The organism is Streptomyces sp. NBC_00433, from assembly GCA_036015235.1.
In the GTDB taxonomy this organism is placed as follows: domain Bacteria; phylum Actinomycetota; class Actinomycetes; order Streptomycetales; family Streptomycetaceae; genus Actinacidiphila.
Map to the genome: position 1 here is coordinate 2,750,955 of CP107926.1, position 15,267 is coordinate 2,766,221.

At 71.9% G+C, this 15,267-nt stretch carries 14 protein-coding genes and 1 riboswitch; of the genes, 6 read left to right on the plus strand and 8 right to left on the minus strand.

Features of this window, described 5'->3' with window-relative positions:
- Positions 1-53 precede the first annotated feature (53 nt).
- Positions 54-1,487, minus strand: a complete 1,434-nt coding sequence (locus OG900_11325; protein WUH90629.1) for a gamma-aminobutyraldehyde dehydrogenase — start codon at positions 1,485-1,487, stop codon at positions 54-56.
- Between the two features lie 220 nt (positions 1,488-1,707).
- On the opposite strand from OG900_11325, the gene OG900_11330 reads away from it, so the two are divergent.
- From OG900_11330 to OG900_11350, 5 genes are all read left to right on the plus strand, one after another.
- Positions 1,708-2,169 (plus strand): Lrp/AsnC family transcriptional regulator, encoded by a 462-nt coding sequence (locus OG900_11330; GenBank protein ID WUH95709.1) that lies wholly within the window; start codon positions 1,708-1,710, stop codon positions 2,167-2,169.
- Between the two features lie 2 nt (positions 2,170-2,171).
- On the plus strand, positions 2,172-3,533 hold the full coding sequence (locus OG900_11335; protein ID WUH90630.1) for an aspartate aminotransferase family protein: 1,362 nt from the start codon (positions 2,172-2,174) through the stop codon (positions 3,531-3,533).
- Between the two features lie 169 nt (positions 3,534-3,702).
- Positions 3,703-4,431 carry an ATP-binding cassette domain-containing protein gene (locus tag OG900_11340; protein WUH90631.1) on the plus strand — a complete coding sequence of 243 codons (729 nt, stop codon included), beginning with the start codon at positions 3,703-3,705 and terminating at the stop codon, positions 4,429-4,431.
- 103 nt (positions 4,432-4,534) lie between these two features.
- Positions 4,535-5,662, plus strand: coding sequence for a hypothetical protein (locus tag OG900_11345; GenBank protein ID WUH90632.1), 1,128 nt, complete (start codon positions 4,535-4,537; stop codon positions 5,660-5,662).
- A gap of 26 nt (positions 5,663-5,688) precedes the next feature.
- Positions 5,689-6,801 carry an LOG family protein gene (locus OG900_11350; GenBank protein ID WUH90633.1) on the plus strand — a complete coding sequence of 371 codons (1,113 nt, stop codon included), beginning with the start codon at positions 5,689-5,691 and terminating at the stop codon, positions 6,799-6,801.
- A 21-nt stretch (positions 6,802-6,822) separates the two neighbouring features.
- On the opposite strand, the gene OG900_11355 is transcribed toward OG900_11350, so the two are convergent.
- The 7 genes from OG900_11355 to OG900_11385 form a co-directional block, all read right to left on the minus strand.
- A complete protein-coding gene (locus OG900_11355) occupies positions 6,823-7,302 on the minus strand; it encodes a VOC family protein (protein ID WUH95710.1) in 480 nt (159 codons plus the stop codon).
- Positions 7,303-7,447: 145 nt separating this feature from the next.
- The gene (locus tag OG900_11360; protein WUH95711.1) at positions 7,448-8,464 is read right to left on the minus strand and encodes an ABC transporter ATP-binding protein; all 1,017 of its coding nucleotides are present in this window, start codon (positions 8,462-8,464) and stop codon (positions 7,448-7,450) included.
- Between the two features lie 71 nt (positions 8,465-8,535).
- Positions 8,536-10,143, minus strand: coding sequence for an iron ABC transporter permease (locus OG900_11365; protein WUH95712.1), 1,608 nt, complete (start codon positions 10,141-10,143; stop codon positions 8,536-8,538).
- 130 nt (positions 10,144-10,273) lie between these two features.
- Positions 10,274-11,389 carry a thiamine ABC transporter substrate-binding protein gene (locus tag OG900_11370; protein ID WUH90634.1) on the minus strand — a complete coding sequence of 372 codons (1,116 nt, stop codon included), beginning with the start codon at positions 11,387-11,389 and terminating at the stop codon, positions 10,274-10,276.
- Positions 11,383-11,512, minus strand: a riboswitch (TPP riboswitch). (Overlaps the previous gene by 7 nt.)
- 63 nt (positions 11,513-11,575) lie before the next feature.
- Positions 11,576-12,682: a 23S rRNA (adenine(2503)-C(2))-methyltransferase RlmN gene (gene rlmN / locus OG900_11375; GenBank protein ID WUH90635.1), complete on the minus strand. Its 1,107-nt coding sequence runs from the start codon at positions 12,680-12,682 to the stop codon at positions 11,576-11,578.
- A 348-nt stretch (positions 12,683-13,030) separates the two neighbouring features.
- Complete coding sequence (locus tag OG900_11380) at positions 13,031-13,546, minus strand: hypothetical protein (protein WUH90636.1); 516 nt, start codon at positions 13,544-13,546, stop codon at positions 13,031-13,033.
- Positions 13,543-14,373: an IS5 family transposase gene (locus tag OG900_11385; GenBank protein WUH90637.1), complete on the minus strand. Its 831-nt coding sequence runs from the start codon at positions 14,371-14,373 to the stop codon at positions 13,543-13,545. The genes OG900_11380 and OG900_11385 overlap by 4 nt, the downstream gene beginning before the upstream one ends.
- A 185-nt stretch (positions 14,374-14,558) precedes the next feature.
- On the opposite strand from OG900_11385, the gene OG900_11390 reads away from it, so the two are divergent.
- A complete protein-coding gene (locus OG900_11390; GenBank protein WUH90638.1) occupies positions 14,559-15,119 on the plus strand; it encodes a hypothetical protein in 561 nt (186 codons plus the stop codon).
- Positions 15,120-15,267: the final 148 nt, after the last annotated feature.

Genomic DNA, 15,267 nt, shown 5'->3' on the forward strand with positions numbered 1-15,267 from the left:
CCGGCGGGGGTGCGGCGACAGACCTGCGGCAGCAGTCCTCGGTCCAGCGACCCTCAGTCCAGCGACGTCATCACGTGCTTGATCCGCGTGTAGTCCTCGAAGCCGTAGCCGGACAGGTCCTTGCCGTAGCCGGACTGCTTGAAGCCGCCGTGCGGCATCTCGGCGACCAGCGGGATGTGGGTGTTGATCCAGACGCAGCCGAAGTCCAGACGCTTGGACATCCGCATCGCGCGGGCGTGGTCCTTGGTCCACACCGACGACGCCAGCGCGTAGTCGACGCCGTTGGCCCAGGTGAGGGCCTGCTCCTCGTCGGTGAAGGACTGCACGGTGATGACCGGGCCGAAGACCTCGCGCTGGATGATCTCGTCGTCCTGCCGCAGCCCGGAGACGACGGTGGGCGCGTAGAAGTAGCCCTCCTCGCCGACGCGGTGGCCGCCGGTCTCGATCCTGGCGTGCGCGGGGAGCCGCTCGATGAAGCCGCTGACCTGGTCGAGCTGGTTGGCGTTGTTCAGCGGGCCGTAGAGGACGTCCTCGTCGTCGGGCCTGCCGGTCTTGGTGTCGGCGGCGGCCTTGGCCAGGGCGGCGGTGAATTCGGCGTGGATCGACTCGTGCACCAGGACGCGGGTGGCGGCGGTGCAGTCCTGGCCGGCGTTGAAGAAGCCGGCCACCGCGATGTCCTCGACGGCGCGCGGGATGTCGACGTCCTCGAAGACCACCACGGGGGCCTTGCCGCCCAGTTCGAGGTGGACCCGCTTGAGGTCCTTGGCGGCGGATCCGGCGACCTCGATGCCGGCCCTGACCGAGCCGGTGATCGAGGCCATCGCGGGCACCGGGTGCTCGACCATCAGCCGGCCGGTGTCGCGGTCGCCGCAGATCACGTTGAAGACGCCCTTGGGGAGGTGCTCGCCCAGGATCTCGGCGAGCAGCACGGTGGACGCCGGGGTGGTGTCCGACGGCTTGAGCACCACCGTGTTGCCCGCGGCGATGGCGGGCGCGAACTTCCAGACCGCCATCATCATCGGGTAGTTCCAGGGCGCGACCTGCGCGCAGACCCCGACCGGCTCGCGCCGGACCATGGAGGTCATCCCCTCCATGTACTCCCCCGCGGAGCGGCCCTCCAGCATCCGCGCCGCACCGGCGAAGAAGCGGATCTGGTCGACCATCGGCGGGATCTCCTCGCTCGCGGTCAGGCCGATCGGCTTTCCGGTGTTCTCGCTCTCGACGGCGACGATCTCGGCGGCCCGCTTCTCGATCGCGTCGGCGATCCGCAGCAGCGCCTTCTGCCGGTCCGACGGCGTGGTGTCGCGCCAGCCGGGGAAAGCCGCGGCGGCCGCGGCCATGGCCGCGTCGACGTCCTCGGCGCCGGACAGCGGCGCGGTGGCATACGCCAGGCCGGTCACCGGGTTGACCACCTCGGTGGTGCGGCCGTCCGCGGCCGCGCGGAATTCTCCGTCGATGTAGTTGCGCAGGTTGCGGAGTTCGGTCACGGCGATTGCTCCCTGGTCGTCCGGATCACGGTGCTCTGTCGGATGTCCACGCACTGAGACAGCTCCCAGCTTAGCCGCAGAACTGCCGTATTCGACATACCCAACTCCCACCGACAACCGAATCGGTATCCAGGACGGCACTCGGCGACGAATTTCATCGTGCGGGGCTTGCGGGACCGTCGACCTCTCCTGCACAGTGGGGCGCGTGGCCACACGTGACATGAACGGCGGGTCGCCGTCGATAGACGCGGTGTCGAAGGCGATCATCGAGCAGCTCCAGGAGGACGGCCGCCGCCCCTACGCGGCGATCGGCAAGGCCGTGGGCCTGTCGGAGGCCGCGGTGCGGCAGCGGGTGCAGAAGCTGCTCGACCAGGGAGTCATGCAGATCGTCGCGGTCACCGACCCGCTCACCGTGGGATTCCGCCGGCAGGCGATGGTCGGCATCACCGTCGAGGGCGACATCGACCCGGTCGCCGACGCCCTGGCGGCGCTGGACGAGGTCGAATACGTGGTGATCACCGCGGGCTCCTTCGACCTGCTCGCCGAGATCGTCTGCGAGGACGACGACCACCTGCTGGAGCTGATCAACAAACGCATCCGCGCACTGCCCGGCGTGCGCTCCACCGAAAGCTTCGTCTACCTCAAGCTCCGCAAGCAGACCTACACCTGGGGAACCAGATAGCCATGAGCGCAGACCTGTCGAAGACGGCGTACGACCACCTGTGGATGCACTTCACCCGCATGTCGGACTACGAGAACGCACCCGTGCCGACCATCGTGCGCGGCGAGGGCACGTACATCTACGACGACCACGGCAAGCGCTACATCGACGGCCTGTCCGGGCTCTTCGTGGTCAACGCGGGGCACGGGCGGCACGAGCTGGCCGAGACCGCGTACAAGCAGGCGCAGGAGCTGGCCTTCTTCCCGGTGTGGAGCTACGCGCACCCCAAGGCCGTGGAGCTGGCCGAGCTGCTGGCGCACTACGCGCCGGGCGACCTGAACAAGGTCTTCTTCACCACCGGCGGCGGCGAGGCCGTCGAGACGGCGTGGAAACTGGCGAAGCAGTATCACAAGCTGACCGGCAACCACACGAAGTACAAGGTCATCTCACGGGCCGTCGCCTACCACGGCACCCCGCAGGGCGCGCTGTCCATCACCGGGCTGCCGGCGCTCAAGGCGCCCTTCGAGCCGCTGGTGCCGGGCGCACGCAAGGTGCCCAACACCAACATCTACCGGGCGCCGCTGCACGGCGACGACCCGGAGGCCTTCGGCCGCTGGGCCGCCGACCAGATCGAGCAGCAGATCCTCTTCGAGGGGGCCGACACGGTCGCCGCGGTCTTCCTCGAACCGGTGCAGAATGCGGGCGGCTGCTTCCCGCCGCCGCCCGGCTATTTCCAGCGGGTGCGGGAGATCTGCGACACCTACGACGTGCTGCTGGTCTCCGACGAGGTGATCTGCGCCTTCGGCCGGCTCGGCACGATGTTCGGCTGCGAGAAGTTCGGCTACGTGCCGGACATGATCACCTGCGCCAAGGGCATGACGTCCGGCTACTCGCCGATCGGCGCCTGCATCGTCTCCGACCGGATCGCCGAGCCCTTCTACGCGGGCGGCAACACCTTCCTGCACGGCTACACCTTCGGCGGCCACCCGGTGTCGGCCGCGGTCGCGCTGGCCAACCTCGACATCTTCGAGCGCGAGGGCCTCAACCAGCACGTCCTGGACACGGAGGCCGGCTTCTTCGGCACGCTGAACCGGCTGCGCGACCTGCCGATAGTCGGCGACGTCCGCGGCAACGGCTTCTTCTACGGCATCGAGCTGGTCAAGGACAAGGCCACCAAGGAGACCTTCACCGACGAGGAGACCGAGCGCGTCCTCTACGGCTTCCTGTCCAAGGCCCTCTACGACAGCGGCCTGTACTGCCGCGCCGACGACCGCGGCGACCCGGTCGTCCAGCTCGCCCCGCCGCTGATCTCCGACCAGGCGCTCTTCGACGACATCGAGGGCATCCTGCGCACGGTCCTGACGGAGGCCTGGGCGAAGCTCTGAGGCCGTCGGCCGCGCTCACCCGTACGGACGGATCGGCGCGGCCGGCCGACGCGCCTGCGGGCGTACGCGGCCACCGCCTGCCTACGGTGCCGGGGAGTGACCGCCCACTCCCCGGCGTCGGCGACACATCGCCGCCTGCCGCCGGGGGGACGACTCGCGGAGGAACGGCATGGTGGCCCCGCCCGACAACGACGTGCTCTTCGCCCGCACCCTGCGGCACTCCCACCGGGGCTCGCCGGCCCTGCTCGGCGTCTCGGTCGCACTGCGCGAGGGAGAGATCCTCGGTGTGGTCGGGCCGCGCGGCAGCGGCAAGACGACACTGCTGCGCTGCCTGTCGGGGCAGCTGGTGCCCGACCAGGGCGAGGTGTGGTTCAACGGCGCACCCGTCCACACGCTGGCCGCCGCCGCCCGCGACCAGCTGCGCAGGGAGCGCTTCGGCTGGGTAGGCAGCGAGCCCGACCTGCTGCCCGAGCTGACCGCGTGGGAAAACGCCGCGCTGCCGCTGCTGATGCGCGGCGTCAGGTCGCGGGCCGCCCGCGCCAAGGCCCAGGAGTGGCTGGAGCGCCTCGACGTCGGCCCCGCCGCCCGCAAGCACCCCGGCGCGCTGCTCCAGTCGGAGCGCCAGCGCGTCGCGGTGGCCCGCGCCCTGGTCGCGGTGCCCGCGGTGGTCTTCGCCGACGATCCGGCCGCCCCCCTGCACCACGCGGAGCGCGCCCAGGTGCTGCGCACCCTCACCAGCGCGGCCCGCTCCCACGGCATGACCGTGGTCCTCACCGGCACCGACCCGGGCACCGCCGCCTACGCCGACCGCACGCTGGCCCTGCGCGACGGCCGCTCCGACCCGGCGACGGCCCCCCAGGACCGCGAGACCCCCGACCCGGCCCCGGCGAACGCATGACCCGGCGAAGCGTCCACGGGCAGAGCCCCGTTCACGAGGCGGACCCCGGCAACGGCCACGAGGGCGGCCCGGTGCGCGGCTCCCACCACCCTCGGGCGGCGTCGTGCTGAGCTGGCGGATGGTGCGCGGGGCCCGGCTCGGAGCCATGGGCCGGTGGTTGACCGTGGTCGCCGCGGCGGCCGGTACGGGTCTGCTGCTGCTGTCCGCGCTCGGGTGGGCACTGGGGCACGCGCAGCCCGGCGCCGGGGCCGGGGCCGGGGCGCGGCTGGTGTGGTGCCTGCTGCCGGTCGCGCTGACCGTCCAGCTGGCCGCGGCGGTCGGCCGCGCGCAGCCGCTGGGGTGGCCGCGCTCGGGGCTCGCCGCGATCGGACTCGGCAGGACAGCGACCGCGATGATCGGCGCCGCAGGCGCCGCGCTGGCCTGCGCCGCAGGCAGCGCGGTCGCCCTGCTGCTCTTCCTCTACCTGCGCGGCGACCTGGACGGTGTGCCGTACGCGGGCTCCGCGTCCGGTGTGCTCGGCGCCGGGCACCGGCTGCCCGTCGCGGGCGCCGCGACGCTGCTGGCCGCGGTGCCGCTGGCAGCGGCCGGCGTCGCCGCCGCCGGGCTGTGGCAGCCGCGGGCGCCGAAGCCGGGCGCCGCGCCCGCGGGGCTGCCGTGGGGCGTCGCACTGACCGCGATCGGGCTCGCCGTGCAGGTGAGCGCGCAGCGCGGGGACACGCTGCCGCTGCCCAGCGGCCTCGGTTCCGTGTCGCCCGCCACAGCCGCGGGGTGGCTGGTGGCCTCGGCAGGCATGGTGGTCGCCGGGCCCGGCTTGGTGCACCTGTGCGGGCGGCTGCTGGCCCTGCACCGCCCCGGCGCGCTGCGGCTGCTGGCCGGGCGGGCGCTCCAGCAGGAGGCGCGCAGGATCGGCCGGCCGCTCGGCCTGCTGTGCGCGACGGCGACGGCGGCCGTGGCCGTCTACGACCTGCAGAGCGGCGCAGGACACCGGCTCGGCCCGCTGACGGTCTTCGCCGCCGCCCTGATCGGCGTGTGCGTGCTGGCCATCGCGGGCACCGCGACGCTGGAGGCCAGGGGCGCCAGGGCGCGCTCCACCACGGCGCTGCGCGACCTGGGGGCCTCGCCGGCCCTGCTGCGCGGCGCGCTCGCGCTGCGCGCCGGGGTGCTGCTCGCGGTCGCGATCCCCCTCACGGCGGTGGTCGCGGGGCTCGCGACCGTACCGGCCACCCGGTGAGCCGGCCGGCGGGCTATCGTGCAGGCGTGCCTGCCGACACCCCGCCCCCGCCCGCCCGTGAGATCGAGACGCTGGAGGAATTCGACCGGGTCGCCCTGACCGGCTCCTTCGCCGGATACCGCCTGCAAGCCGTCGACCTGACGGACCGTACGTTCGCGCTGCTGGTCGCCGACACCACGCAGGCGGTCTTCCTCGGCTGCCCGATGGAGCCGCAGGCGCTCGCGCATGTCAGGGCTGGCGGCGCGCTGGTCTTCCCGCCGGTCCCGCACCTGCCCTTCGACCCCTACCGTGCCACGCTGTACACCCCTCCGGAGCTGTACGCGGATCTGGCCGGCGGCTACGAGCACACGCCCGACGCCCGAGCCTACGACTGGTTCCGGTCGACCTCGGCGAGCGGCGACATACTCGCCTCGATGCTGCGCTCGATCCACGACGACGCCGTGACCGACGCCCTGGACGAGCATCTGGCAGGCGCCCGGGTGGTGGGCGTGATGGGCGGCCACGCCATGAAGCGCGGCACCGACGCCTACGCCGGGGCCGCCGGGCTCGGCCGTACCCTGGCCCGCGAGGGCCTGACGGTGGCCACCGGCGGCGGGCCCGGCGCGATGGAGGCGGCGAATTTCGGCGCCTACGCCGCGCCGCACGAGGACGTGATGCTCGGCAAGGCGCTGTCCGTGCTCGGCGGGGCGCCGTCCTTCCGCCCGTCGGTGGGCGCGTGGGCGCTGACCGCCTTCGAGGTACGGGAGCGCTGGCCGGAGGGCGGCACGTCGCTCGGGGTGCCGACCTGGTTCTACGGCCACGAGCCGCCGAACGCCTTCGCCTCGCACGTGGCGAAGTTCTTCGCCAACTCGGTGCGCGAGGACACCCTGCTGGCCCGCTGCAATGCCGGCGTGGTCTTCCTGCCGGGCGCGGCGGGCACCGTGCAGGAGATCTTCGACGCGGCGACTCCGAACTACTACTCCTCGCGCGGCGAGCCCGCGCCGATGGTGCTGGTCGACAGGGCGCACTGGACCGAGCAGCTGCCGGCCTGGCCGCTGCTGAGCGCGCTCGCGCGCGACCACCCGATGGCGTGGCGCATCGCGCTCGTCGAGTCGGTGGCCGAGGTGCCCGACGCGCTGGCCCGGCTGGCGGAGAAGTAGCCGGGCGGCAGCCGGCCCTGCTCACCCAGCGGCGGCGACGGCGTCCTCCAACTCCTTGACCACGATCTTCTTCATGGCCAGCATCGACTTCACGGCGGCCTCCGACCTGGCCGGGACGGGGTCGGCGATCAGCTCTTCGAGCCGCCGGGGCACGATCTGCCAGGAGACGCCGTAGCGGTCCTTGAGCCAGCCGCAGGGGCCCTCCTCGCCGCCCTTCTCGGTCAGCGCCGCCCACAGGCGGTCGACCTCCTCCTGGGACCCGCAGTCGACGGACAGCGACATCGCCTCGTTGAAGGTGAAGTGGGGGCCGCCGTTCAGCGCCAGGAAGCGCTGCCCGGCCAGCTCGAACTCCACCAGCATCACCGTGCCGGGCACGCCGGGCCCCGCGTCGCCGTACCGCTGCTCGCGGACGACGCGCGAGTCGTCGAAGAGCGAGGTGTAGAAGGCCGCGGCCTCCTCGGCCTTGTCGTCGTACCAGAGGAAGGTGGTGATCTTCTGCATGGTGTGCTCCCGGATCTCGTCGGCCTGAGGGCGTCCTCGCCCTTCCAGCAGATAGGACGGATCGGGGCGGCGAAACTCATCGGTGCCCATGCGGGTGGTTCCCACGGCGGTCCGGGCGCGGGCCGCAGCCCCGCCACCGCCCGGGTCAGCGGGGCAGGACGACGATGTCCTCCGGGTCGAAGGCGACGCCCACGGACTCGCCCTCCCGAGGGGCGGCCCGCAGCGCGCACTCCGCTTCGAGGAGCGGCCCGCGCTCGGGGCGCAGCCGCACCGCGACATGGCCGCCGCGGAAGGTGCGGGAGACCACCTCGCAGCGCAGGACGCCCTCCGCCGACAGCCGTACGCCGGTCGGGCGGACCAGCAGCCGGCAGGGCCCGTCGGGGGCACCGGCCGGGGCGGGCAGCCTGCCCCAGTCGGTGGCGGCGACACCGCCGGCGACCACCGCGTCGGTGATGGTCTCGAAGCCGAGGAAGCGGGCGACGAACTCGTCCGCCGGGTGCTGCCAGACCTCCAGCGGTGTGCCGGTCTGGGCGATCCTGCCGTCGCGCATCAGCACCACCCGGTCGGCCATCGCGAAGGCCTCGCCCTGGTCGTGCGTGACGGCCAGCACGGTGGTGCCGAGCCGGCCGAAGAGCTGCCGCAGCTCCACCACCAGGCGTTCGCGCAGCGAGCGGTCGAGCTGGCCGAGCGGCTCGTCCAGCATCAGCAGCCGCGGCTCGGGCGCCAGCGCGCGGGCCAGCGCGACCCGCTGCTGCTCGCCGCCGGACAGCGCGGCGACCGCGCGGGGCTGCGCGTCGGGCAGGCCGACCAGGTCGAGCAGTTCGGCGACCCGGCGCTGCCGCTGCTCGCGCGGCGCCTTGTGCATCCGGGGGCCGAAGCCGACATTGCCGCCGACGTCGCGCTGCGGGAAGAGCTGGTGGTCCTGGAACATCAGCCCGACCCCGCGGCGGTGCGCCGGCACGTCGCGCTGGTCGGCGCCGCCGAGCAGCACCCGGCCCGCGTCCAGGGCGGTGAGTCCGGCGACGGCCCGCAGCAGGGTGGACTTGCCGCTGCCGCTGGGGCCCAGCACACTGACGATCTCGTGCTCGGCGACGTCCAGGTCCACGGCGTCCAGCGCGGCCCGCGCCCCGAAGCGCACGGTGGCGGCGTCAAGGCGCAGCAGGGCGCCGTCCGCCGCGCCCTGCGCGGTAGGTGCTCCGGCGCCTGAGGCGGCTCCCGCGGTGGCTCTTGCGGTCACAATTCCCCCGATCCGGTGGTGCGCAGCGATTCGAGCGCCAGCAGCGAGGCGGCGCAGACCACCATCAGGACGGTGCTCAGGGCCATCGCCTGGCCGTAGTTGAGCGCGCCCGCCCGGCCCAGCAGCCGGGCGACGGCGACCGGCAGGGTGGGGTCGTCGGGGCGGGCGATGAAGACGGTGGCGCCGAATTCGCCCAGCGAGACGGCGAAGGCGAAACCCGCGGCAATTGCCACGGCCCGGGAGACCATGGGCAGTTCCACCTCGCGCCAGACCCGCCACGGCGAAGCGCCGAGCACCGCCGCGGCCTCGCGCAGCCGCTCGTCGACCGCCCGCAGCACGGGCAGCATCACCCGCACCACGAAGGGCGTGCCGACCAGTGCCTGGGCGAGCGGCACCAGCAGCCAGGAGTCCCGCAGGTCGAGCGGCGGCTTGTCGAGCGCGATCAGGAAGCCGAAGCCCACGGTGACGGCGGAGGTGCCCAGCGGCAGCATCAGCAGCGCGTCGAAGCCGCGGACCAGCCGGCCGGCCCTGCGCACCAGCGCCGCCGCGGCCAGCCCGCCGACGGCCAGCGCGATGGCGGTGGCGATGGCGGCGAAGCGCAGCGAATTGCCCACGGTCTCCCAGGGGGCGACGCTGAAGGTGCCGCCGTCGGTCGAGCCGAGCGCCCGGTAGAAGGCCAGGCCGTAGCCGCTGGGTGTGTCGAAGGAGCGGGCCACGAGCACCCCGAGCGGCAGCAGGATGAGCAGCCCGATCACGGCGAGCACACCGCCCAGCAACGTACGCTCCGCCGCCCCGCGCGGCCGGTGCGCGGTCAGGGCCGGGTCGACCAGCCGCAGCGCGGACTCGCGGCGGCGAACCGACCAGGCGTGCAGGGCCAGGATCGCGATGACCGCGACGAATTGCAGCAGGGTCAGCACGGCGGCGGTCGGCAGGTCGAAGACCTCCGCGGTCTGCCGGTAGATCTCCACTTCAAGGGTGGAGCGGGTCGGGCCGCCGAGGATCTGGATCACACCGAAGGAGGTGAAGGTGAAGAGGAAGACCATCAGAGCCGCCGCGGCCACCGACGGGCCGAGGGCGGGCAGTGTCACCCGGCGCCAGGCGGCGAGCCGGGAGGCGCCGAGCATCCTGGCGGCGTCCTCCTGCGCCGGGTCGAGCTGCGCCCACAGCCCGCCCACGGTGCGGACCACGACGGCGTAGTTGAAGAAGACGTGGGCGACGAGGATCGCCCACACGCTGGTGTCGAGCCGCACCCCGAGCAGCGAGTCGGTGAGGCCGTCGCGGCCGAGCAGGGCCAGGAAGGCGGAGCCCGCGACGACGGTCGGCAGCACGAAGGGCACCGTGACGACCGCGCGCAGCAGCCGCCGCCCGGGGAAGTCCAGGCGGGCGAAGGCGTAGGCGCCGGGCAGCGCGACCAGCAGGGTGAGCGCGGTGGACGCGGCCGCCTGCCAGCAGGTGAACCACAGCACATGGCGGATTCCGGCGTCGCCCAGGACGTCGGCGAAGCGGCCGAACTGCCAGTTGCCGCCCTGGTGCAGGCCGCGGGTGACGATCGCCGCCACCGGATAGGCGAAGAAGGCCGCGAAGAAGAGCAGCGGGAGCGCCATCAGGGCGGCGCGGACGGCCGCCCGGCGCCCGCCGCCGGTCCGGCCGGCGCCCGCGCGGGGGCCGCCGGCCTTGCGGGCGCCGCGGTCGTACGCCGTCCGCAGCGCGCTCACCGCGCGCTCGCTTCAGCGCTCACTTCAGGACGATCGCATTCCACGCGTCGACCCAGTCGTCGCGCTGGGCGGCGATCTTCGCCGGTGCGAGCGTCGTGGGGTGCTCGATCTTCGCGCCGTATTTGACGAAGACCGGCGGCTCGACCGCGTCCTTGCGCACCGGGTCGACGTACATCTGCAGCGGCATGTCCTGCTGGAAGGTCCTGCTCAGCATGAAGTCGATCAGCGCCTGGCCGCCCGCGGTGTTCTTCGCGCCGTGCAGCAGTCCGGCGAATTCGATCTGCCGGAAGCAGGTGCCGGTGGCCACCCCCACGGGTGACTGGGCCGGCTCGGGGGTGACGCCGACGACCTCGGCGGGCGGGCTGGAGGCGTAGGAGACCACCAGCGGCCGGTCGCCCTTGGCCTGCTTGCCGGCCGAGGAGCCGGAGAAGCGGTCGTTGTAGGCCTGCTCCCAGCTGTCGACGACCTCGACCCCGTTGCCCTTGAGCTGCTTCCAGTACGCCTGCCAGCCCGCGTCGCCGTAGGTGGCGGCGCTGCCCAGCAGGAAGGCCAGGCCGGGCGAGGACGTCGACACGTTCTCGGTGACCAGCAGGTTCTTGTACGCCGGCTTGACCAGGTCGGCGAAGGTCTGCGGCGGTGCCAGGTGGTGGGCGGTGAAGTAGGCCCGGTCGTAGTTGACGCAGACGTCGCCCGAGTCGATCGGGGTGACCCGGTGCTTCGCCGCGTCGAGCTGCACGTCGGCGGGGACCTGGCCGAGGTCCTTGGCCGTGTACGGCGTGAACAGGCCGTTGTCGAGCGCCCGGGAAAGCAGGGTGTTGTCGACGCCGAAGAAGACGTCACCGCGCGGGTGGTCCTTGGTGAGGATGGCCTGGTTCACGGCCGCGCCGGCGTCCCCGCCGCGCAGCACCTTGACCGTGTAGCCGGTCTCCTTGGTGAATTCGGCGAGCACGGACTTCGACGCGGCGAAGGAGTCGTGGCTGACCAGGGTGACGGTCTTGGAGCCGCTCCCGGCGGCACCGCTGCCCCTGGCGTCCTTGCCCTTGTCCTGCGAGTCGCTGCCGCAGGCGGCCAGCACGGTCGCGGCGGCGGTGGCCAGGACGAGCGCGCCGGCGGCACGCCGGGATGTGGTTCTCATCTGCGATGACTCCCTACGCCGGTATGACCCGGATCAGGTGGGAGGGTCTGCGGCCTGAGACCTCGCTTTCAGGTCCCTCGCCGCACTCTCAGCGCCGTCGCAGGCGCTCCCCTGTCGGAATGTTCTGTTGTACGACCGTATGAAGCCATGTCTTCCGCCGGTCGCCGACCGTACGCTATCAGCAGGTCAGCGCTCGGCTGCGGCCAGCTGCCCGCAGGCGCCGTCGATCTCCTGGCCCCGGGTGTCCCGCACGGTCACGGGCACGCCGTGCGCTTCGAGCGCGGCCACGAACGCCCGCTCGTCCTCGGGCCGAGACGCGGTCCACTTCGAGCCGGGCGTCGGGTTGAGCGGGATCAGGTTGACGTGCACCCGGTGGTTCTTCAGCAGCCTGCCCAGCCGGTCGGCACGCCACGCCTGGTCGTTCACGTCGCGGATCAGCGCGTACTCGATCGAGATCCGGCGGCCGGAGACCTCGGCGTAGTGCCAGGCCGCGTCCAGCACCTCGCGGACCTTCCAGCGGGTGTTGACCGGTACGAGGGTGTCGCGCAGCTCGTCGTCGGGGGCGTGCAGCGACACCGCGAGGCGGCACTTGAAGCCCTCGTCCGCGAAGCGGTACATCGCGGGCACCAGGCCCACGGTGGACACGGTGATGCCGCGCTGCGACAGGCCGAGCCCGTCCGGCTCGGGGTCGGTGAGCCGGCGGATGGCGCCGACGACCCGCTTGTAGTTGGCCAGCGGCTCGCCCATGCCCATGAAGACGATGTTCGACAGCCGGGCCGCGCCGCCGGGGACCTCCCCGTCGCGCAGCGACTTCATGCCGGCCACGATCTGGTGCACGATCTCGGCGGTCGACAGATTCCGGTCCAGGCCCGCCTGGCCGGTGGCGCAGAAGGGGCAGTTCATGCCGCAGCCGGCCTGTGACGAGATGCACATGGTGACCCGGTCCGGATAGCGCATCAGCACCGACTCGACGAGGGTCCCGTCGAAGAGCTTCCACAGCGTCTTGCGGGTGTCGCCGTCGTCGCACGACGCGTGCCGCACCACGGTCATCAGCTCGGGCAGCAGGTCCTCCGCGAGCTTCCCGCGGGCCGCGGCAGGTATGTCCGTCCAGGCGGCCGGGTCGTCGGCGAACCGCGCGAAGTAGTGCTGCGACAGCTGCTTGGCCCGGAAGGGCTTCTCCCCGAGCGCTGCCACCGCCTCACGTCGCTCGGCGGGCGAGAGGTCGGCAAGATGCCGCGGGGGCTTCTTGGCCCCACGCGGCGCGGCGAAAGTCAGTTCTCCGGCTACAGGCATGATGCGTCCCAGTGTCGCAGACCGCGCGGCACTGCCTGCTCAGAGCGGATCGGCGGGGGTCGTCGTTGGTCGTTGACGGTCACCGATGGCCAGCCTCGCACGGCCCACAGACGGCCCGGGAACCCAGTGGAACCGTGGTGAGGCTGCCGGTGAGGTACGGGTGAGTCAGTGAGTTCTCACTGCCTGCCTCACTCGGGCACCTCACCGGGTTGACCTGCGGAAGTGAGGCTGGTGACCCTGGTGACACCCCGCTGGGCAGCCTGTTTGGACCCTCAACGACGGGCTTTCGCGGGAGCGCCGCTGCCTCACTCACCAAGCCGACCGGGAGCTCCTGCAGGCGGGCGGAGGCTAGGGCAGAAATGAGAGGGCGGTAAGTGACGTACTGCCCGTTTCGCGCTTGCAGGTGGGGCTGTCGGGCTGGTGGTGGCCTCTTCGGGTGGCTATCGCCGTGGCTGGGTGAACAACCCCTGCTCGGACTCGATCAGGATCCCGCGTTCGACCAGCCGCTTCAGCTTCAACCGGACGTTGTTGACGTTGCTGGGCGCGATCTCCAGAGCCATCGCCTCGCAGACCGCCCGCGCCCGCAGCGGGGCGTCGGCCGCGGCGAACACCCGCCATGATCTGCCGGTAGGCCGGATGGTCCGGCAGCTTCGTGGCCGGTGGCGTCGGCGGGGACGGATCGGGCAGGGCCAGCAGCGTCTTGCGGGTGATGCGGACTTCTTCGGCGAGGCGGTCGAACTCCGCCAGTTGCGCGTTGAGTTCGGCGATGCGTCCCCGCGTGGTCTCGGCCTGCGTGGCGATCTCGCGCTCTTGCTCCTCCAGGCGCGCCAGCACCGCTCCCAAGGTCAGCTCGCTGCCGCTCACGCGCTGCGCCAGGTGGGGGTGGAGGTCGCGGTCAGTATCCGGGCCATCCGGTCGCTTATGGCCCAGTACACCCTCGACTCGGCAGAGGCGGGCCGGTGTTCGTAGTCCCGTACCAGCCTGCGGTGCAGCGTCATGATCCCGTTCACCTGCTCCACCACCCACCTCTTGGGCTGCGGGACGAACCCGCTGCCCTCCGGGTTACGCTCGACGACTTCGACGTCGATGCCCACCTTCCGCCCGTGGTCGATGACAGCGTTCTTGAACCCCTGGTCCACCAGGGCCTTCTGCACCGTGTCGGTGTCGGCGGCGACCTTGTCCAGCAAGGCGATGCCGGCGGCGTTGTCGTGCGCGGACGCGGCCAGCACCACCACCGCGATCACCAGACCGAGAACATCAACTGCCAGGCCGCGCTTGCGGCCCGGGACTTTTTTTGCCGCGTCCCTTCCGGTGGTGTCGGCGGGCACTCCGACGGCCGCGTGCAGGCTCTGGGTGTCGAGCACCACCAGGCTGGGGTCGGCCTTGCGCCCCCGGCTCTCGCGCACCTGCCAGCGCAGCAGGTCGTGGATGGTCTGGTCGGTGCCGTCATCGCGCCACGTGTAGAAGTAGTACTTCACCGCGCCGACCGGGGGCAGGTCGTGGGGGAGGTAGTCCCACTGGCAGCCGGTACGGGACTGGTAGAGTAGGGCGTTGACGATCTCCCGCATCGCGTAGGCGCCCTGGTGGCCGCTGACGGAGGGATGCCGAGCCTTCCAGGAGGCGATGACGGGCTCGATCAGGGCCCACCGCTCGTCGGACAAGTCGCTCTTGTAGGGCTGGCGGTCGCTCACGAAGAACACTCCAGCACGACAGAACTCCCCGATCAGCGCCGATGCCCCTGCGCCACACGTTCCAGCGACAACAAACGCGGCATCACGTCACATACCGCCCTCTGACACCTCACGGGCGCCTGCTCGCTGCGACGATGTATCGAGCGCCCCTCATAGGCAAGGCAAGCCGACCGTAGGGATGGCCCATGGACGCCAACACCGTCACCGCTATCTGCGCCACCGGAATCGCCACAGCATCGTTCGCCGTGACAATCATGGAAACCCGCGCCAACCGCCAGCACAACCGGCATTCCGTCGCTCCGATCCTGGAACTCTGGGCTCGGCGACGTGTGGGAGGGCCCACGGGCATCCTCATAGCGAACTACGGCCTCGGCCCGGCGATCATCACCCAGAGCCGAGCGTTTCTCGACGGAGTCGACCTCGGCCCTTGGGCAGAGGAAGCACTCGAAACCGTCCGTAGGGCCGTGCAAGAACGCCCTCACGGCATGGCACTCAACCATCGCGGGGTAACCATCCCAGCGGGCAACGAACGGTTCCTCCTATCCACCGATGCCTATGATCCCAGGCGCCACTCGGATCTGTGGGACCTGGTCTGGCGCCGCCTCACGCTCAAGATCGACTACGAGTCCCTGTATCGGACCGAAACTCTCAGCGTCTCCCTCCGGACTCACGACAGCCCCCCCTTCCTACCCGGGGCGCATCAGAGTGGGCCGGATGCCCCAGAAACCCATGCAGGGCGAGCGTGAAAGCCAGAGCGGGAAGCAGGAAGCGCGCCCGCCGAGCGGCGACTCTCAACACCGGGTCTGGTGCAGGGTTGGGTGACGGTTGACCTGCCCCACCTCTGAGGTTCCAGTTCTGCTGGCTAACTGACGGCCTTCACGAAAGGCTGTCGGA